The organism is Pseudomonas sputi (genome assembly GCF_021603585.1).
Taxonomy (GTDB): domain Bacteria; phylum Pseudomonadota; class Gammaproteobacteria; order Pseudomonadales; family Pseudomonadaceae; genus Aquipseudomonas; species Aquipseudomonas sputi.
The window spans coordinates 19,507-38,713 of sequence record NZ_BQHI01000040.1 but is presented as its reverse complement, the minus strand read 5'-3'; the positions used below and the strand labels follow the sequence as shown (position 1 = coordinate 38,713).

General features: G+C 62.0%; 16 protein-coding genes. 7 read left to right on the top strand and 9 right to left on the bottom strand.

What is annotated here, in order from left to right; genetic code table 11:
* The 3 genes from L6D81_RS28010 to L6D81_RS28000 form a co-directional block, all read right to left on the bottom strand.
* Nucleotides 1-1,179: DUF4347 domain-containing protein (locus tag L6D81_RS28010; RefSeq protein WP_236182813.1), on the bottom strand; the 1,179-nt coding region annotated here is incomplete at its 3' end.
* A gap of 55 nt (nt 1,180-1,234) precedes the next feature.
* Nucleotides 1,235-2,080 carry a sulfotransferase family protein gene (locus tag L6D81_RS28005; protein ID WP_236182812.1) on the bottom strand — a complete coding sequence of 282 codons (846 nt, stop codon included), beginning with the start codon at nt 2,078-2,080 and terminating at the stop codon, nt 1,235-1,237.
* Nucleotides 2,081-2,217: 137 nt separating this feature from the next.
* A complete protein-coding gene (locus L6D81_RS28000; protein WP_236182811.1) occupies nt 2,218-3,813 on the bottom strand; it encodes a glycosyltransferase family 39 protein in 1,596 nt (531 codons plus the stop codon).
* A gap of 240 nt (nt 3,814-4,053) precedes the next feature.
* On the opposite strand from L6D81_RS28000, the gene L6D81_RS27995 reads away from it, so the two are divergent.
* The 7 genes from L6D81_RS27995 to L6D81_RS27965 all read left to right on the top strand — a co-directional run bounded on the left by L6D81_RS27995 (nt 4,054) and on the right by L6D81_RS27965 (nt 11,896).
* Nucleotides 4,054-4,641: a phage tail protein gene (locus tag L6D81_RS27995; protein WP_236182810.1), complete on the top strand. Its 588-nt coding sequence runs from the start codon at nt 4,054-4,056 to the stop codon at nt 4,639-4,641.
* A 58-nt stretch (nt 4,642-4,699) separates the two neighbouring features.
* Nucleotides 4,700-5,011 (top strand): DUF6916 family protein, encoded by a 312-nt coding sequence (locus L6D81_RS27990; protein ID WP_236182809.1) that lies wholly within the window; start codon nt 4,700-4,702, stop codon nt 5,009-5,011.
* Nucleotides 5,012-5,172: 161 nt separating this feature from the next.
* Nucleotides 5,173-7,242, top strand: a complete 2,070-nt coding sequence (locus L6D81_RS27985; protein ID WP_236182808.1) for a type VI secretion system Vgr family protein — start codon at nt 5,173-5,175, stop codon at nt 7,240-7,242.
* The gene (locus tag L6D81_RS27980) at nt 7,239-8,087 is read left to right on the top strand and encodes a DUF4123 domain-containing protein (RefSeq protein WP_236182807.1); all 849 of its coding nucleotides are present in this window, start codon (nt 7,239-7,241) and stop codon (nt 8,085-8,087) included. The genes L6D81_RS27985 and L6D81_RS27980 overlap by 4 nt, the downstream gene beginning before the upstream one ends.
* Nucleotides 8,084-8,857, top strand: a complete 774-nt coding sequence (locus L6D81_RS27975) for a hypothetical protein (RefSeq protein ID WP_236182806.1) — start codon at nt 8,084-8,086, stop codon at nt 8,855-8,857. The genes L6D81_RS27980 and L6D81_RS27975 overlap by 4 nt, the downstream gene beginning before the upstream one ends.
* 12 nt (nt 8,858-8,869) lie before the next feature.
* The gene (locus L6D81_RS27970) at nt 8,870-9,697 is read left to right on the top strand and encodes a hypothetical protein (RefSeq protein WP_236182805.1); all 828 of its coding nucleotides are present in this window, start codon (nt 8,870-8,872) and stop codon (nt 9,695-9,697) included.
* A gap of 12 nt (nt 9,698-9,709) precedes the next feature.
* Nucleotides 9,710-11,896, top strand: coding sequence for a lipase family protein (locus L6D81_RS27965; protein WP_236182804.1), 2,187 nt, complete (start codon nt 9,710-9,712; stop codon nt 11,894-11,896).
* Nucleotide 11,897: 1 nt separating this feature from the next.
* Here L6D81_RS27965 and L6D81_RS27960 read toward each other — a convergent pair whose 3' ends face one another.
* The 6 genes from L6D81_RS27960 to L6D81_RS27935 all read right to left on the bottom strand — a co-directional run bounded on the left by L6D81_RS27960 (nt 11,898) and on the right by L6D81_RS27935 (nt 19,195).
* Entirely contained in the window at nt 11,898-12,389 is a 492-nt protein-coding gene (locus L6D81_RS27960) for a GNAT family N-acetyltransferase (protein WP_373874358.1), read from the bottom strand.
* An 11-nt stretch (nt 12,390-12,400) separates the two neighbouring features.
* Complete coding sequence (locus tag L6D81_RS27955) at nt 12,401-14,497, bottom strand: efflux RND transporter periplasmic adaptor subunit (RefSeq protein ID WP_236182802.1); 2,097 nt, start codon at nt 14,495-14,497, stop codon at nt 12,401-12,403.
* A complete protein-coding gene (locus tag L6D81_RS27950; protein WP_236182801.1) occupies nt 14,498-15,817 on the bottom strand; it encodes an efflux RND transporter periplasmic adaptor subunit in 1,320 nt (439 codons plus the stop codon).
* On the bottom strand, nt 15,814-16,593 hold the full coding sequence (locus L6D81_RS27945; RefSeq protein ID WP_236182800.1) for an efflux RND transporter periplasmic adaptor subunit: 780 nt from the start codon (nt 16,591-16,593) through the stop codon (nt 15,814-15,816). The genes L6D81_RS27950 and L6D81_RS27945 overlap by 4 nt, the downstream gene beginning before the upstream one ends.
* 83 nt (nt 16,594-16,676) lie before the next feature.
* The gene (locus L6D81_RS27940; protein WP_236182799.1) at nt 16,677-18,128 is read right to left on the bottom strand and encodes an efflux transporter outer membrane subunit; all 1,452 of its coding nucleotides are present in this window, start codon (nt 18,126-18,128) and stop codon (nt 16,677-16,679) included.
* The gene (locus tag L6D81_RS27935) at nt 18,125-19,195 is read right to left on the bottom strand and encodes an HlyD family secretion protein (RefSeq protein WP_236182798.1); all 1,071 of its coding nucleotides are present in this window, start codon (nt 19,193-19,195) and stop codon (nt 18,125-18,127) included. The genes L6D81_RS27940 and L6D81_RS27935 overlap by 4 nt, the downstream gene beginning before the upstream one ends.
* Nucleotides 19,196-19,207: the final 12 nt, after the last annotated feature.

Sequence of the window (19,207 nt, the reverse complement as noted above, 5' to 3'; positions counted from 1 at the left end):
GTACGCATTGGTGACCCCACCGCCGCCACCGCCACCGGCCGCCGCGTTGCCGGTCACCGTGACGTTGCTCAACGTGAGGATACCGGCGTTGAAAATCCCGCCGCCCATGGCGCCGGTTGCGCCGTAACCACCATTACCGCCGTTGCCCGAGACCAGGCCTCGCGTGATCACCAGACCATCCAGTGTCACCGTACTGCCGGAGGTGATTTCGACCACCCGCGTCCGGTATTGGCCATCGAGCGTGACGTCGGCGACCCCGTCGTTGTTCAGGTCGCCATCAACCGTGATGTTCTTGTTGATCAGCAATTCCGAGGTGAGCTGCACCGTCATGCCGGAACTGAAGGTCACGATGTCGCCGTTCTGCGCCGAAGCAATGGCCGCGCGCAGCGAACCGACTCCGGTGTTGGCATTGTTGGTGGCGGTCCAGGTGGCCAGGCCCCACTGGTATTCACTCATCGCCTGGGTCGACAGCACGTTGGCGCTTTCGATGTTGCCGGTGGCGATCTCCAGATCCCAGTCGCCGCCCACGCCGGTGCGGTTGCTGGAGGCGGCCACGTCGCGCCCGGTCAACTGCGCCAGCGAGTCGACGAAGCTCAGCCCACGCTCACCCTCGGCGGTGTAGCAGCCGTAAATCAGGATGTCGCCACCGACGTTCATGTCCTTGCCGATTTCCGCCAGGATCGCACTGCGCTGTGCGACGTTGTCGGCCGACAGATAATTGTTGCCCAGCCACAGGTCACCGGCATTGCCGTGGGCGATGATCTGCACCGAGCTCACGCCCTGATGCTGGTCGAGATAATCGGCGATCTGCTGCAACCCATCCTTGCCTGCATCGAGCCTGACCACTTGCGTGCCGGGGGCCACGCCTTTGACCAGGCTGTCGGCATCCTTGACCCGGGAATCGACGAACACCACGCTCTGCCCCGGCACCGCGACAGGGCTGGCAGCGGGGGTGGCATCGGCCTGGCCGTGAGTGTCCTTGCTGGCGCTCGGGTGGTCGGCGGCCGGCGCTTTCGCGGCATCGGCGGTGGCATGGCTGTCAGCCTGGGCGGCGGTGTCGGCCACGGTGGCCGCGACGGCGCCGTCGAACAGCATGCGCGGCTCCAGCGACATGATCATGGGCGCCGCCAGCGTCCGTTGGCCTTCGGTAACCCGCGACTTTTGCTTGCTCCACCACATGTTGCTCACCCGGACTCGAACACAGTTGTTGACGCATCAATGAAAAACGCCGCGATCAGCTGATCGCGGCGTCGGACTTCATACGAATGACATTGGCAGCGCTGGCTGAGCCATCGAGCCAGAAGGACAAATCGGCGTATTGATTGAACAGGTCCGGCGGCAGAATCGTGCGCCGCGACTGCAAGGCGACCTTCGGCTTGACCTTGTGCAGGCCGGCCACGCCCAGGGCCTGATCGAACTCTGGCGCGTCATAGGCCAGATGCTCAAAATCGTGCTCGAACCAGGGTTCGCCGATGAAGTCGTAGACCAATCGCAGCACCCGCTCCGGGGCCTGGGTCAGCAGGTCGTAATCGACGATCAGCAGCGAATCGGCGTGCTCGCCGTAATAGGCTTCCTTCAGCGCCGCCCAGGCAAAACCCACCAGGCGGTTGCGCTGGGCCAGGGTTTCGCAGCGGCTGTAGACGGTGTTGCGCTCGACCGCATCGCCGAACAACTTGGTGTTTTCGAAAGGATTGGCGCGGTACAGCCGCTCGAGGCTGTCCATCACCCAGGCGACGTTGCGCACACAGGCAATGACCTTGGCTTGAGGGAACAGGTCGTTGATGGCCGGCAGGCGCGCAGACCACTGGCGGTTGGTGTCGAACACCACCGGTTTGTCGGCCTTGTCGGCGTAGTAGGAATCGAACAGGCCGCGCAACAGGCGGCGGCGCATGTCAATGTCGATCACCGCGCCGAATTCGCTGCCGGCACTGCATTGTTCAAGGACACCGGAGAACAGCGCGCCGACCGGACTGGTCATGCCGGCATGAAAGCGCGGGTTCTGCAAAAGGATTGCAGAAAGGAGGGTTGAACCTGAGCGCGGCAGGCCGGAGATAAAGTGGAACTGCTGCAATCCCTTCACCGTATTTGTAAGTCCTTTTGTCTGATGAGCGTAATCCAACAATACCCATTCGACTAGTAGTGTTTTGATATCAAAATAGAGCAAAACGAATTATAAAAATCATTTTTTATCGCGAATAAATTGGTGAAGCGTTTAAGTCATTTCAACTTCGCCCCGTCAGCCGGTATCAACGAAAAAAGTCGCGCTTTCGCCCCGCCGGCGTGGGTCTGATCACGCAACTGCCAGGCCGCAGGCAGGGGCACGAATGGATCGGGTACATCCACGTCCAGATCGCCGATCAACCAGACTCGGGGGCTGTCCCCGGGCAAATCCTCCAGCCGATCCAGATAGACGTCATCGGCCACCAGCGTGCCGAATCCGTAGCGGTTGGGACGCGTGGAACGACCATCGGCAGCAGGCGGGGTATACAACCGCACCTGAGCGTTGGTGCGGTTGTAGTAGACGTAACTCAGATACCAGAGCATATCGCTGGTGACGATCCGGTCGCCGCTGGTGAAGTGGCGGTTGACGTAATCGACCATGACGTTGAACTGGTCGTTGCGGTCGACCGTGGCGTTGGTCTTTATCCCGACCATCTCGACCCCGACCAGCGACAGCAGCACCGCCATCGCCAATAGGCGCACGCTGCTGTAGAGGCGGTCGATGGCCAGCGCCGCCAGCATCGGCAACCCCAGCGCGTAGGCGGTCAGGTAGCGCTCGATGAACACTGGCGTAATGAAGGACACGGCGAACACCAGCAACAGCGGCACGCCGGTATACACCGCCAGCAGCACGCTGCCATGGTTCACGCTGCGATCACGGGCAACGGCGACCCCCGCCAGCACCAGCAAAGCCAGCGGCACACCGCCGAACAGCAGCAACGGGAGATGTCCCCCCTCGTCCTGAACCAACCAGAGCCAGATCATCGACGGCAGCGAAGACAGGGTCACCGGATCTTCCCAACCCACATCGCCACCGGCCTTGAGGGCATCCATGTGTTGCAGCAGGCCAATCAGGCTCGGCAACCAGGGCAGGTAGAGCACGACGACGGCCAGGTTGGCCAGCCACCAATCCTTGCGCTGGAGATGCTTCAGGCGATAACCCGGCAACAGGCGGATCAGGCCCAGATACAGCCAATGGCTCAGCACCGCCAGCACGGCGAAATAGTGGGTGTACAGCGCCGCCGACATCAGCAGCGCATAGATCAGCAGATAGCGGTGACGCTGCGGTCGCCTGATCCACTTGACCAGCACCAGGGTCGCGCCGATCAGCAGCAAGCCAAGCAACGCGTACATGCGCACTTCCTGGCTGTAGCGCACCGCCGTCGGCAACAGCGCCAGCAACACCCCGGCGATGATTGCCGCGCGGCGAGTGGCCAGGCGGTCGACCAGGCTCACGCCGAGCCCGACCGTGGCGATGCCGGCCAGTGCACTGAAACCGCGAATGGCCAGGAGGCCGTCGCCGAACACGCCGATCCAGCCGTGCAGCAGCATGAAATACAGCGGCGGATGCACGTCGAACCCGGCGTGCGTCCAGATCCCGCCCAGCGAATAGCGCGCCAGCAGCAGGCTCGAACCCTCATCGCCCCAGATCGCGGCGGCGGTCAGGTCATAAAAGCGCACCACGGTGGCCAGCAAAAGGATCGGTATCAACCAGTGCTCGCGCGCCCAGCGCAACAGGCGCCGGACACCGGCATTCGGTGCGGCGAACGGGTCCTGGGTATCCCCCAGCGGCGTCTCGCGAAGGACCTCCATCAACCTCCCCTCAGCGTTTTTGCGAACATAATCGCGTCATCAACTGCCAACACTGTAGGCCAGCACCGAAGTCGACGCGCGGCCACGACGACGTCCGGCAAGTCCGTCGATCCGGGTCTACGCTACGGCTTGGCGTGACCTGCCCGCGCAAAAGGAAGGAGTCAGCACAACGTTTCGACCGGCCCGCCCACAAGGGCGACCGCGCGGCGCGCCGACCACACAACAGAAGGATGAGGAACCATGGAAGTCTTTATGGGTACGATTCAGCCGTTCGCCTTCAACTTTGCCCCCAATGGCTGGGCCTTGTGCAACGGGCAAACCCTGGGCATCTCGCAATACCAGGCGTTGTTCGCCTTGCTGGGCACTTACTACGGCGGCAACGGTACAACCAACTTTCTCCTGCCCAACCTGCAAGGTCGCGTGCCCGTCGCACAAGGCAACGGACTGGGCCTGACGCCGCGCGTCATCGGTCAGGTGTACGGCACCGAAAATGTCACCGCCACCATCGCCAACATGCCCAACCACACCCACGCGATGACCGGCCTGACGGCCAACACGGCCCTTTCGCTGGCAGTACCCGCCAGCAATCCGGCAACCGTGCCGACCGCCACCAACTCGTACCTCGGCGCGTCCGGCGGCGGCCCTGGTTCGGCGAACATTTACTCCGACGCCCAGGGCGCCACACCGGTGCCGCTCAAGGGTGTGACCACCACCGTCACCGGAGACATTTCCTCCACCGGTGGCAGTCAGCCAATGCAGGTCTTGAACCCGGCCCTGGTTGTCAACTTCAGCATTGCCCTGAACGGCCTGTTCCCGTCGCGCAACTGAGCAGACGCCGGGGGCTTCACGGCCCCCGGCCATTCCTTTTTTTCACTGGAGTCAGACCATGCTGCAAGCGGTTCAGATCCACCACGTCCAGGCGTTGCTGGGACAGCAACGCACGCTGTACCTGCCCGATGGCACGGCCTTGCCGATTCAGATCGAATACCTCGATGAGGTTCCCGCGGCGAAAACCCGCTACAGCGAACGCATGCCCTTCTGCCTCGAATTCAATAGCCTGGTGCCGACCGAGTTCGTCGACGGTTTATGCGCGCTGGAACTGCCGGAACTCGGCCGGGTGGAGGACATCTTCGTGTCGCGGGTGCCTGCGATGGGGCGGGATCCGCAGTTGGGTTATTTCTGTATTTCCTTCAACTGATTCGCCGTGGTGTAAAACCACGTAGGACATATCAGTAGGATTTATTCGTAACCCTTGTAGGCCTGGTTTTTAAACCCATTCGCTTGGGAAACGTCCGACATAAATTCGCTGGCCATCTTGTTAGCGTTGTTCCGAATCTGTCACAGGACAAGGAACAACGGATGTTCAATGCCAATGCTCGTTTGCGCCTCCATACCGACGACCTCGATCACGATCTGCAGGTGCTGTCCTTCACCGGCACCGAATCCATCAGCCAGCCTTATTGCTTCAACGTCAAACTGGTCAGCTCGAGACCGGATATCGATCTGCACGACCTCATGCACCGGCAGGCTTTTCTGGCCTTCGATGACAACGGGCATGGCGTTCATGGACAGATCCAGCACATTGGCCGGGGCGTTATCGGGCACCGGTTGACCCAATACGATCTGACCCTCGCGCCATGCCTGACAAACCTGGGCCATCGTTTCAATCAGCGGATTTTTCAGCACCTGAGCATTGCGCAAATCATCGGGCAGATTCTTCAGGAACATGGCATCCACGCCGATGGCTATCTGTTTCAGATCGGCCAGGCCCTGCCGGATCGCGAATATTGCGTGCAATACAACGAGTCCGATCTGCATTTCATCCAGCGCCTTTGCCAGGAAGACGGCCTGCACTATCACTTTCGCCACAGCCTCGACAGGCATCTGCTGGTGTTTGGCGACGACCAGACCGTGTTTCCCAGGCTTGCCCGGCCAACAACGTTCAAACCGCGCAACGCGATGGTGCCCGAGCGGCGGGTGATCCACCGTTTCGACTGCGGGCTCAATACCCGTGCCCATCGTGTCAGTCGGCGCGCCTACCATTTCAAAAAGGCGCGCACAGTGCTGGAATCCGACGCCCGGATCCCGGACGAACACCGCCAGCCTGATCTGGAGGACTACGGGTATCCGGGCCGAGTCCTTGACCGGGAGCACGGCAGACTGCTGGCCCGACGCGCCCTGGAGCGCCATCGCAGCGATCAGCGCGTGGGCACAGGCGACAGCGACGAGCCGGCGCTGGTATCAGGGCACTTCCTGTCGTTGTCCGGTCACCCCGAACCGGCATTGAACGACCTCTGGCTGCTGACCGAAATCCGTCACGAAGGCAAACAGCCTCAAGTGCTTGAGGAAAGCGGCAGCGACATTGCCGTGAGTGATGAAAGCGACTTCGTCCAGGGCTATCGCAACCATTTCCAAGCCACGCCGTGGGAGGCGATCTATCGCCCGCCATTGCGCTACGACAAACCTTCCATCGGCTGCACCCAGACCGCGATGGTCACCGGTCCGGAAGGCGAAGACATCCATTGCGACGCGTACGGCCGGGTCAAGGTGCAGTTTTTCTGGGACCGCGAAGGCCGGCACAACGACAAGAGCAGTTGCTGGTTGCGAACCACCACGAACTGGGCCGGAAACGCCCATGGCAGCGTGATCATTCCGCGCGTGGGCATGGAGGTGCTGGTGACGTTTCTCGACGGCGACCCCGATCATCCGGTGATCAGCGGTTGCCTGGCCAACAGCGCCAACCCGGTGCCCTATGAATTGCCGGCGCACAAGACCCGCAGCGTGTTCCGGTCCCGCAGTTCGCCCGACAGCAGCGGTTTCAATGAATTGATGATCGAGGATCGTGCCGGTCAGGAGCTGATCTATCTGCGCGCCCAGCGTGATCTGCAGCAGAAGATCGAGCACGACAGTCACCTGGAGGTCGGCAACGAACGTCGGGAAAGCATCCGTGGCAACAGCGTCAGCGTGCTGCACGCAGAAGAACACCGCACCCTCACCGGTCATCGCAAGACCCATCTCAAGGCCAGCGATCATCTGCACGTCAGCGACAGCAGTCACACCCGGATCGGGCAATCACTGACGATGGAAGTCGGGCGGCAGCTCTGTTTCAGTGCCGGGGATCATTTGGTGCTGGAGGCCGGAAAGAGCATCAGCCTGAAAGTCGGCGGCGAGCATTTCGTGCTCGATCACGGCGGTCTTTTCGGGAGCAGCGACCTGCTGATCGGCGGCGTGCCCATACCTTTTTTGCGCGCCCGATTGTTGCAGCCCGAAGGCATTGAAGACTTGTCGGCGCCCGCGCCCTTGCCGCCACTGGTGGCGCCCTCACAACAGGCATTGATGGCCACCAGCAAAACCCTGGGTGCGGATTTCTGCCCGATTTGCGAAGCCTGCCGCGCGGGCGAGTGCGCCATCGCGGAGGCCGCTGCATGATCGACTCGGTTGTACAACGCTGGCTGATCGAACAGCACCATGCCGATCGTCTCCTGTGCCTGGTGCTCGACTCGCAAAACGAACGCGACATGCGCCAGCGCTGGCTGAAGAGCAGCCGTTACGAGCAGTACGCCAGTGTCTACGGTGAAACCGTGGTCGCCGAACTGGCCGACACCGGACCATTCCTGTTCACCTTCGACCAGCCCGACGACCGTCGCCTCGACGCCCTGCTCGACAGACCTGACAGCCACTGGGGATGGCTCGCCAGCCTGGGCCAGGGCGAGCTCAAGACGTGGGTCAGGCACTGGCAGGAACGGTTGATCGTCGGCGCCCGCCCGCATCAGGCGCTGTACCGTTTCCACGACAACCGGGTCCTGGCCCGAGCGCTGGAGCATCTGCCGCCCGAGGCGCTACCGGCGTATCTCGGGCCGGCGATCAGTGTGTGTTACTGGCAGGGTTCGCGCTGGCAGAGCACCGACAACCCGACGCCCGGCATTTATCCGCTGCCGGACTCGCCGCCCTGGCTGCACCTGCCGATGCCCGAAGAACCCGCCATGGAAATCCGGCTGGCCAACGCCCACCGCTTTCTGCTGGCCGAACATGTACAGGCCTACGCCGGGCTGGCGGGCTCGCAGGATCCGCATATCTGGCTACGTGAGCGTCTGACACAGGCCCAAGCCTGGGGCTGGCTGGCACCGGAGCGGCTGGAGTTTCTGCTGATCCAGAGCCTACACACCCCGACCCTCGCGCCTCATTGGCAACCCCGACCGGACGAAACGCCGGATGAACATTTTGATCGGGTTTATCTGCTTTCGAAGAGCTGGAGCGGGGAGATGCCTTCATGAAGATTCAGCTCAAGTGCATCGTCCTGATCGGCGCCTTCGCGGCACTGGGGGGCTGCCAGGGCAAACCGCCCAACACCTTCAAATTCACAGCCGATCTACCACCGGGGTTTGCCTATAACGCTATCGTCGAATACACCCCCGTCAAAGGCGAAACATGCAGCGTATCGGATCGCAGAAAAACTGTCTCAGCACACAATCAGAAGTGGCGTGAAAGGTATGAACCGACCTTTGAAATCCCTATCCGCCGGACGATCAGCGGTTGTCCGATGGCGATACGCAGAATCAGCCTGGATATCAATTCGACCTATGGGAAATCTCGCGGCGACTTCAGTGCAGACAGTGCCGTAGTAGCCGTTCTTACCGATATCGAGGAACGCTACAAAAGCAGATTCGACAGCCGGGGAGAAAGCACCTTCCATGGCCAATGCCAGTGGCTCTTTCGTACCTCCGGCAAGCCGAGAATCCTGCGAAAAATACTCGACTGCAAGGAAACCGATGCTCTGGGCACACCGGAGCCGGGTCGCCCATTTGCGGCATACACCCACGATCAACTTCCGGGTAAAACCGTGAAGATGAAGATCACGTTAGCAAGGGAAGAACAACCTTACTTCAGAGACACATGGGTGAAGTTTCCAAACGGTTGGAAACGATGCTTGGGTGACAACTTTGAGGATCAATACGCCTTCTGTTACGGCAACTACACCGACTTCAGCACATTCAAAATGCCTGATGGCCGAGTCTGCACCATTTATCCGGGCTGTACGGAATAAGGAGGTTTCGCCATGACATCAATTCAAAAGGAGCTGCAATCTCCAACACTGACCTCCCCGATGATTGGACTCGCGCTGCGCAGTGCGACTCTGGTTGTTTGCCTTGCCCTCATCGCTGGGTGCAAAACCCAACCGGCAAATACATTCACTTTCACGGCAGAGCTACCGCCAGGGTTCGCCTATGAAGCCCTCGCAGAGTATGAGCCGATCAATAGTAGTGAAACCTGCAGAGCCATAGACCTCCGCAAAACAGCCAACAGATTCAACAGAAACTGGCGAGAAAAGTACGAGCCTGTTTCCGAAATTGTCATCCGAAAGACCATCAATGGCTGCCCGATGGTAATACGTCGAATTGATCTGGATATCAGAGCCGCCTATGGGAAGGACTGGAGCGACATCAGCGCTGAGAGTGCCGCTGTTGTTATACGGCCTGAATTGGAGGATCGCTACAAAGGCACTTTCAACGATCAAGGTTTAAGCGTTTTCTACGGCGAATGTCAGTGGCTTTTTCGTACTTCAGGCAAGCCACGAATTCTAAGAAAACTACTCGACTGTAAAGAAACCGATGCTCTGGGTAAGCCAGAGCCGGGCCGCCCGTTTGCGGCATACACCCACGATCAACTTCCGGGCAAAACCGTGAAGATGAAAATCTGGCTGGTGGAGGAAGAACGGCCAGGATGGAAGGACACATGGGTGAAGGTGCCGAATGGCTGGAAGCGATGCCTGGGCGATGGATATGACGATCAGCATGCCTATTGCAACGGCAATTACACCGACTTCAGCACATTCAAAATGCCTGATGGCCGCATCTGCAGCATTTACCCCGCCTGCACCGAATAAGGAGCGTTCAACATGTCATCTCTTGAGAAAGAACTTCAATCTTCACTGGGTAGCCGCATGCTGTCTTGCCCGGAAAGCGGAAGATGGACCAGTTTTCAGCTGATCGATGAGTCTGGCTCAGGAGCGCCGTATGCCGGGCTCGCGTATATCGCAACGGATTCAGAAGGGATGAAATACACCGGGCATCTGGATCCCGCAGGCATCGGTAAAGTGGAGAGCCATTTTGCCGGGCCGATTGCCCTTTTATTCAGCCAGGAATATGAAGGAACAGAGAAACTCTACAAGGATTTGCAGACAAGAATTCACTACCCTCTCCCAATCACAGACCTTCAGGTACGCGCCGAAAAAACTTCTTATCTGAACCTGAATGCCACACGCACACGGGAACGACCTGAGATCGCAGACGGCGCAGACTACTTTCAAGTCGAAGTCCGTCACCTGGTCAGATATGCCTCGCATCTGCCACCCGAGGTGTATCGCGATTACCCTCTCGACTCCGGCTGTGCAGCCATCATGCGCGAACACGGCAAACTGGGTGTCGCTCTGATGCCACAACGTCACACTGTCCTTGAAGTGCGCCCGCTACGCGCGTTGCGACCGATGTTATCCACAGCTTCGCAATTCTGTGCACTCAACCTGTACCAGCTCTCATTGATGGCAACCTTGAGCTACTGCCCCTTCGGTCAGAAGCCAGAAAGTGCTCCCATCAAAGAAAATCGAGTGACCTTTCCTTTGCAACCCAGCGTAGGCAATTGGTTTGGCGACGCCTTGGCCAAGTCCGACGAACTATGGAAAGTCGACTCGAATCAAATCAAAGCCTATTACCCTCTGTACGAAGACGTGCCGTATTCCAAACGCCTGGAAATCGTTCCATTCGACTCGGATCTGTACGAAGTGAATGACCCGAAGAGGATCGAGTCGCAAGAGCATCCAGCCAAGGTTCACTTCCTTGATGACAGAAGCGAAGGAAATGAGGCTACCGACACCCAAGCCTTCATCACCCACAACGACGAACTGATCCTGATCGCCGTTCGCGGCACCGCCGAGATCGTCGCCGATGGGTTACGCGATGCCGATGCCTTGCAGGTGCCGTTTGCGGAAGGCGAAGGCCAGGTACATCGAGGTTTCTATAAAGCGGCCAAAAAAGCTGCCGCATTCGCCGTCAATTACCTCGAAAAGTTCTACACCGGCCAAACACTCCTGATCTGCGGCCACAGCCTCGGTGGCGCAATCACGCTGCTGCTGGCCGAAATGCTCCGCCGTAGGCCTGAGGGCTACAAAATCCAGCTCTACACCTACGGCGCCCCCCGCGCCGGCGACGCGGATTTCGTCAGGGGCGCAGCCGATCTCGTGCATCACCGCATGGTCAACCACAACGACCCGGTGCCCAGTGTGCCCGGCAGCTGGATGAACACCAAGGCCGATATCTACGGCGCCGGTGCGGCGCTGACCTTCGTGAATGTGCCGCTCGGCCTGTCGGTGTTCGTCGCGGGCATCACCAACTGGACCGGGGAAGCCTACGACCACCACGGCCGTTTGCGACACGCCATGCCGGTGGAGTTCGGCCGCCAGCAGGTGTCGTCAATCCTCTGGGAGCCGGGCTGCGACACCATCACCCAGCACGCAGCCTGCGACGTGGCGATCCGGCAGCGGCACGGCCTGCCGGATCGGCCGACGTTGCTCAAGCAGATCTTCGACGCCGGGCACCATTCGATGACCGGGGCGTACATCCCGGCGTGCTGGGCGGTGTTGCGGCGTTGGCAGGAGGCACAGGAGTCAAACCGCACGCTGGTTACCGAGCGAGAATTCGCGCTGGTTGAGACAGCGCTGCAGCGCATCACCGATCAGTTGCGCCGCCAGCGCAGCAATTTGCCGGGAAGGCCGGACAGCTATGTGCGCAGCCGGAAAAACATCGTCGAAGCGCTCAATCATGAAATCGAGAACATCCGCACGACCCGCGAACGGCTGGCCGTTCTGCGGCACCGGCGCCTGACGACCACGGATGTTTATGGATCGCTGGCAGAACAACCGGAACGCCTGGCCGAAAGCCTGCCGCGCTGGCAGCTACACCGGGAAAACCAGGCAGAAGAACAGCTCGCCATGGCACCTGACGCCGCCGAGGATGACCCGCTGCTGGTAACGCTTTACGGCCACAGGATCGGCGCGCCGCACACTTTCGACATCGACTCGATCATCTGACTCAAGCCTGTGGATACCACACCAGCCGCTCCGCCGCCGGGTTGCGCTCCTCCACGGCAAACCCCAGCGCCAGGTAATGTTGGCGCGCATGGGGGTTGTTGGCCCAGACCACCGTCGCCACCGGGCAGCGCACTTGCTGCGCAGCTTTTTGCACACCTTGCAGCACGGTTCGTCCGTAGCCCTTGCCTCGGGCCTGGGGAATGAAGGCGAGGTACAACACGCGAATTTCATTGACGCCGAAATCAGTGCTGAGTGCACCGATGGCCGTGCCGAGCTTTTCCACGATGTAGTGCATGGCATTCGGATGGTTTTCCCCCATGCCCTGCTCCTGCACCTGAAACTGCTGGGCAACGATTTGCTGCACCTGTTCCTGCTCGCCATCGATCCATTGCAGATCCGGCCGCGCCGATTGATACAGGCTGTGCAGAAACGGCCCGTCCGTCGCCCGCGAAGGCCGCACCACCAATCCGTCCGCCGCCAGGTTGTCCGTCATCTTCATACTCCCTAGAAACCGCTTTCCCTGACTCCCAGCGCCGCCATCCGGCGCCAGGCCACGCCGAGCACCGATTCGCCGCTGCCCTGCAATACCACCACGCCGCGCAACGGTTGCACCGGGGTCGCTGCCTGATCCAGCGTAGTCAAACGCACGCCGTATTGCGCCTGCACCGGTTCCGCCCGTTGCTGCTGATCGCGGCGCACGGCAATCGGGCCGTGGTGATCGGACGTCAGCGCTTCCTGATCGACATAGGCCACACCGTTGGTGTCGATTTCATTGAGTTGCACCGCGATGGCGGCATGCATCGGGTCGTCGGCGATAAACCGCCCGGTGGCGCCGGGTTTGACTCGCCACAGTTCGGCTTCCGCCAGATAACCGCGCAGTCGTGTGCCGTCCTCGACCACCCGCGCCAGTGCATCCTTGCTCGACAGCCAGCGGCCCGGCGTCAGGTTCGGCAGCAGGTCACGCACGGTGCCGGCATGGGGGGCGCGTAACTGCAGGCGTTCGCGCTGGGCGGTCAGGCCACGATATTCCGCCACCGCTTCGGCCAGACGCTGCTCGACGATGCCGGCGTCGGCAGCGGTTTCACTACGGCCGGCCTGACGGCGCATCAGCAATTGCTGGATGCGGATTTCCCGGCGGACGATGGCCTGCCGCGAATCGAGGTCCGGCGATTCCAGTTCGATCAGCACGTCGCCCTGAGCCACGGTCTGACCATCCGCGACCTTCACGGCTCTGACCCGCGCCGCCGTCGGTGCGTGCAAGGCGCTGGCGCGACCGCCCTCGAGCATCGTCGGCAACTCGACCGAGCTGCGCCACGGCACGATCAGCACCAGCAACAGGCCGAGTACCGCCAGGCTGCTGAGTAATACGCGGGGGCCGTGAGCCTGTTCGCGGCGGCTCCACCACTGGCGCCACTCACTCATGATCGGCAGAAAAATGAACCACACCAGTTCCACCAGCATCAGGAAGATCCCCAACACCTTGAAGAACAGGTGATAGACCGCCAGTGCGATCCCGAAAAACAACGCCGCACGCCATAACCACGAGCCATACCCCCAGATCAGCAAACGCCGCTGCATCGTCGGCGACCAAGGCTCCGGCGCCGGCGCGCCATAACCGAACAGAAATTCCCGCAGCCGCCAGCGACACAGAGCAAAGGCCCGGCCCTGCAAGTTGTCGACCTCCCAGAAGTCGCTGAGCAGAAAGTAGCCATCGAAACGCATGAACGGGTTGAGATTGACCACCAGCGTGGTGATCCAGGTCGCACTGGCGAGCATGAACGCCGCGGTGCGACCGGGCCCGTCCGGCAGGAGCGACCAGACCAGCAGCGCCAGGCTCGCCAACAGCAACTCCGCCAGCACACCGCCAGCACCGATCAGCAGTCGCGCACGTCGGTCGTTGACCCGCCAGGCATCGCTGACATCGGTGTAGAACATCGGCAGCAAGACCATGAACGCCACGCCCATGCTCTGCACCCGACACCCGGCGCGTTTGGCCATGAACGCATGGCCGAACTCGTGACAGAGCTTGGCGAAGAACAGCGCGACGCCGAACGCAATGGCGCCACCGAGGCTGAACAGGTGCGGAAAGGTGCCGACGAACCGCTGCCAGTCCCGTGACACCAGAAACACCCCGAGCGCCAGCGTCGCCGGCAGACCGTAGCGCAACACCCTCGGCCCGAAGCGCTCCAGCCACGGCCATGCCCGATTGAGAAACGCGTCCGGGCGCCACAGCGGAATGCGGAAGAACAGGTATTGATGCAGCAGGATTTTCCACAGGCTCTGACGTTGCACGAGGGCCTTAAGCCGATAACTGGCGCGTTGCTGTTCGTCGAGGGCGCTGATCAGATCGTGCCCGCGCAGGAACTCCAGCAGTTGCGCCAGCTCGTTGCCATCCAGGGGCAAACCCGGTTCGCGGTTGGCGGCGCGCAGCACTTGCTCGGGATCGCCCAGCGACCAGTGGCGCAACAGGCGCATGGCCGCCGCGCCGAGCTTGAAATAGCGTCCGCGCACCGGGTCGGCCAGGGTCCAGCGCGGCGAACCGTCCAGCGCCGGCGCCGCGGGCGACAGTTGCAGGTCGGCACGCAGGCTCGGCAGAGTCATTTACAGACCTACGCTCTGACGCAGCCCGGCGAGTGGACGCCGCAGCAGGTACAAGGCCAGCGGCGCGCGGTCGCCGAATATTTTGGCGGTGCCGCGCAGGCCGATACGCGGCGGGGCGTCGGCGAAATTGGCGTCCAGCCGATAGGCCAATTGCCCGCCGGCGGTGGGCTGCGCCTCGTAGGCCGAACGCTCAAGAGTGGCGAGGTGGCGGTGCAGCGGATCGCTGTCGAGAAACAGCGCGACTTCGGCACCCGGTTCCAGCGAGATCGCGTCGCCCACGGCCAGTTCAATGCGCAGTTCGGCCTGACTCGGGTCGGCGATTTCCATGAGACGTTCGCCGGTCTGCACCGGTTTGCCGGTCCAACGCTCGGCATCGGCGAACACCGCAATGCCGTCACGCTCGGCGCGCACTTCGCTGCGGTTGAGCAGTTCGCGGGCGTAATCGCGTTCGGCGCGTTTCTGTTCGGCACGGGCGGCCAGCAGGTCGACCCGGGAGCTGGATTCGGCGTCGACGAACGAGCGCTGGGAATTGGCTTTGAGTTCCGCTTCGGCGACCCCGAGCGCACGCTCGGCGACATCGGCCTGAGCCTTCAGCGTCGTGCTTTCGAAACGCAGCAAGAGGTCGCCGGTTTTCACGCTCTGGTTGGGCTTGACCAGGAACTCGGCGATCACCCCGTCCAGCGGCGCGGCGACAACGCGCCCGCCCTGGGGCACCACTTCGGCGGGCGCCAGTACCGACTGGCGCACCGGGATCAACAGCCCGAGCATCAAAACGGCAACCAGTGCCACCTGGCGTTTGCGGGTCCAGCGCAACCGCCACGGCTTGCGTGGTTGCAATGCCAGCCAGGCGTGGCTGTAGGTGTCGCCCAGTTGCGACAGCAGCACTTGTTCGGACGGATTCCACGGCAGATCACGGGCCAGCCACAAACCGCCGAACACCTGACCCTGACGATCAATCAACGGCAGCCAGAACACTTGCATGGCCGACAGACTGCGCCAGTCGGACTGAATCGATTCGCCGACCATTTCCGGCGTGATCACCCGCGCCTGTTTCAGCACATCCTGCTTGAACAGTTGCGCCACGGCCTGTTCGACGAACGCCACGAACGGCGCATTCGGCTCCACTGCGCTGACCCCGGTCACCGCCTGCACCTTGCCGGCGATCAGCAGTGCCGCGTGGCGAAAACCGAACAGCGACTGGCCGTCATTGACCAGGCTGTACGCCAGTTGCGAACTGTCCTGGGCGGCGCGGGTCTGCCGTTCGAGATCGAGAAACCGCGCGAACACTTGCTCGGCGGCGCCGCTCACCGGGGCGTTCACTTAAGCTCCGCAAAACGCGCGGTGCCGCTCATGCCAGCGAGCAAGCCTTTGGCTTCGGGCAGTGTTGCGACCAGCAACAGGGTCTGGCTGCCTTCATCGATTCGCGCACCGAGGCGTTTGACCGTGGCATCGATCGGCTGACCGGTTTCATCGGGCACGAAGCTGAAGGTCTGGCCGGGTTTGAGCTTCGCCATCCAGCGCGACGGCACCAGCAGATGGATTTCCAGGGTGCAGTTGTCGACCACGTCGAGCAGCGGCGCACCGGCCGGCACGCTTTCATAACGCTTGACCTTGCGCTCGACCACTTGCCCATCGAAGGGCGCGACCACGCTGCAGCGTTTGACCTGGACTTGATAAACCTGAGATTGCGCCTGGGTCTCGCTGACCTTGGCTTCGGCCCGGGCCACTTCGAAACGCCCGACGGAATTGAGCGCCGCCAGTTGCCGGTTGTGCGCCAGCTCTTCACTGGCGCCACGGCTGGCGGCCTGCGCGGCATTCAACTGGGCCTGATAGGCCGAACAATCGAAACGCGCCAGAGTGTCGCCCTTCTTGAACGACTCGCCCTCGCTGAACGGCAACTCGACAATCCGCCCCGACAGCTCGCTGGCCAGCGTCGCCTGATCCCGCGCCCGCAACACACCGCGCGCCTCACTGCTGGGGGATGCATTCGCAGCCCCGCCGTTATCCAGCAGCGGATCGTCTGGCGCAGGCGTTTGCGCCTGAACTGCACACGTTACAAAGGTCAATCCGACAACCCAACCACGAAAACGCCGCATAACCGTTACTCCCTGACGGATGTTCGGAGTCTACGACAGCGGCGATTAGCGTCAAGCGAAAGGCCATCATTCGGGTGTGAGAATCAACGCTGCGCCATCTCCCCCACCGGATACACCGACTCCCATCCCCCACCCAGCGCCCGGTACAGCCCGACCATCGCCAGTGAAACGCCGGTGGAGCTTTCCACCCACTGTTCCTGGGTGGCGAGCAGTGCGCCTTGCACGGTGAGGACGTTGACGAAGTCGACCACGCCTTCGACGTATCGCTGTTGCGCAGTGCGCAGGGCGATCTGGTTCTGGCGTACGGCTTCGGCGAGGCTGTCGCGGCGGCGCTGGCTGGCGTTGTAGGCGGTCAGCTGGTCGTCGATTTCGTGCCAGGCGCGCAGCACGGTCTGTTGATAACCGATCGCCGCTTCCTGCTGCTGGGCTTCGCGCAGTTGCAGCACGCCGCGCAAGCGGCCGCCGTCGAACAGCGGCAGGCTGAATTGCGGGCCGATGCCAAAAGCGCGAGAGCCCCAGGAACCGAAATCGCTGAGCTGCATGGCTTGCGAGCCGAGGTTGCCGGACAGGGTGATGCGCGGATAGAAATCGCCCTTGGCCACGCCGATGTTGGCGGTGGCGGCATGCAACCGGGCTTCGGCCTGGCGGATGTCCGGGCGACGCTCTGCCAGCTGCGACGGCAGGCCGATGGCGACGGTCAGCGGTGACTGCGGCACCGGGGCATCTGTGGATAACGCTTTGGCCAGAGCCTGTGGCGGTTCGCCCATCAACAGGCTGATGGCGTTGATCAGTTGCGCCTGACGCTGCTCCAGTGCTGGCAACCGCGATTCGATGGCCGCCACTTGCGCGGCCGCTTCGGCGACGTCGAGATCCGTGGCCACCCCATCGTTGAGGCGCAGTTGTGAAAGTTTCAGGCTGTGCCGTGCGACATCGAGGTTCTGTTCGGTCACTGCGCGGGTGTTCTGCACGCCACGCAGCTGGATGTAGTTCTGCGCGGTGTCCGCGAGTACCGCCAACAGCACGCCGCGACGGTCGTTTTCTGCGACTTCGAGATTGGCATCGGCGGCTTCGGTTTCCCGGCGCACCCGGCCCCAGAAGTCCAGCTCCCAAGAGGCGGAAAAACCGGCATCCCACAGATTGAAGGCAGAATCGCCATTGTGCCCGGACGGGTCGTTCAACCCTTCGCCGCTGTTGCGTTTGCGGGCGTAGCTGCCGGTGGCGGCGGTCGTCGGGTAACGGTCGGCGCTGATCACCTGACGGGCAGCGCGGCTTTGTTGCAGACGGCTGCTGGCCAGTTGCAGGTCGAGGTTGCTGCGCAGGGCGCGTTGGGTCAGCGCCGAGAGTTGCGCGTCGTGAAAGACTTCCCACCAGCGCTCGTTCAAGGGTTCGCTGACGGCTTGGCTGACGGCGGTTTTCGAGGGTTTTGCCCACTCGGCAATCTGCGTGGCTTCGGGCTTCTGAAAGTCCGGGCCGACGGTGCAGGCCGCCAACGCCGACAGACTCAGGACCACTGTCATGGACTGAAGGCGCTTCATCGCTGCGTCACCTCACGCATCGACGTCGCCGAGCTCTGGGTATCAATGCTCGCCTCCACCGACATCCCCACCCGCAGCCGTTCGGCCAGCGGCTGGCCCGGATCCAGCAGGACCTTCACCGGAATTCGCTGCACAACTTTGGTGAAGTTGCCGGTGGCGTTGTCCGGTTTGACCGCCGCAAAGGTCACCCCGGTGGCCGGGGCAATGCTCTCGACGCGGCCGGTGAGGGCTTCGCCGCCGAGGCTGTCGACCCGCACAACCACGTCTTGCCCCGGCTGCACGTCGGTGAGCTGGGTTTCCTGGAAGTTGGCGACCACATAGGCCTGCTTCAGCGGCACCACCGCCAGCAGTTTGCTGCCCGGCGTCACATAGGCGCCGACCCGCACGGCGCGCTCGCCGATCATGCCGTCCTGAGGCGCGGTGATGCGCGTGTAGGACAGCTCGAAACTGGCGATTTCCAGCGCGGCCTGTGCGTGTTTCAAACTGCCTTCGGCGGCATCGCGCTGCGCCGTCAGAATCTCGACCTGTTTGCGTTCTGCGGCCAGTTTTGCCGTAGCCGTGTCCAGCCGCGCAGAGGCCTGATCGATCCGGGTGCGCGCCTGCTGGGCGTTCTGCACGGTGCCGGCACCGACGCCGGCCAGGTGGTTGTAGCGGTTCAATTCCTGCTGGGCGAAGGCCATTTCAGCCTTGGCCGAAACCACCGACGCCTGCGCCTGAGCGATCACCGAGGTCTGGCGCTCCAGCGTGGCCTTGGCATTCTGCAATTGAGCGCGGGCGACCAGGGTTTGCGCATCGGCGGCCTCGGCGGCGGCGCGCAGGTCGCGGTCATCGATCAGCGCCAGCAACTGTCCGGCCTTGACTTGCTGATTGTCTTCCACCAGCACCTCTTTGATGAACCCCGCCACACGCGGCACCACCAAAGTGAAGTCGGCAGAAACGAACGCATCGTTAGTGTTCTGCTGGGTACGCTTGCCGAACAGGCCGGGCATCGCCAGATACACCAGCACACCGACCGCCAGTGCAGCGGCCACGGCCACCGCGAGTTTTTGCTTTGCTTGAGTCGTCATAAAAAACCTTCT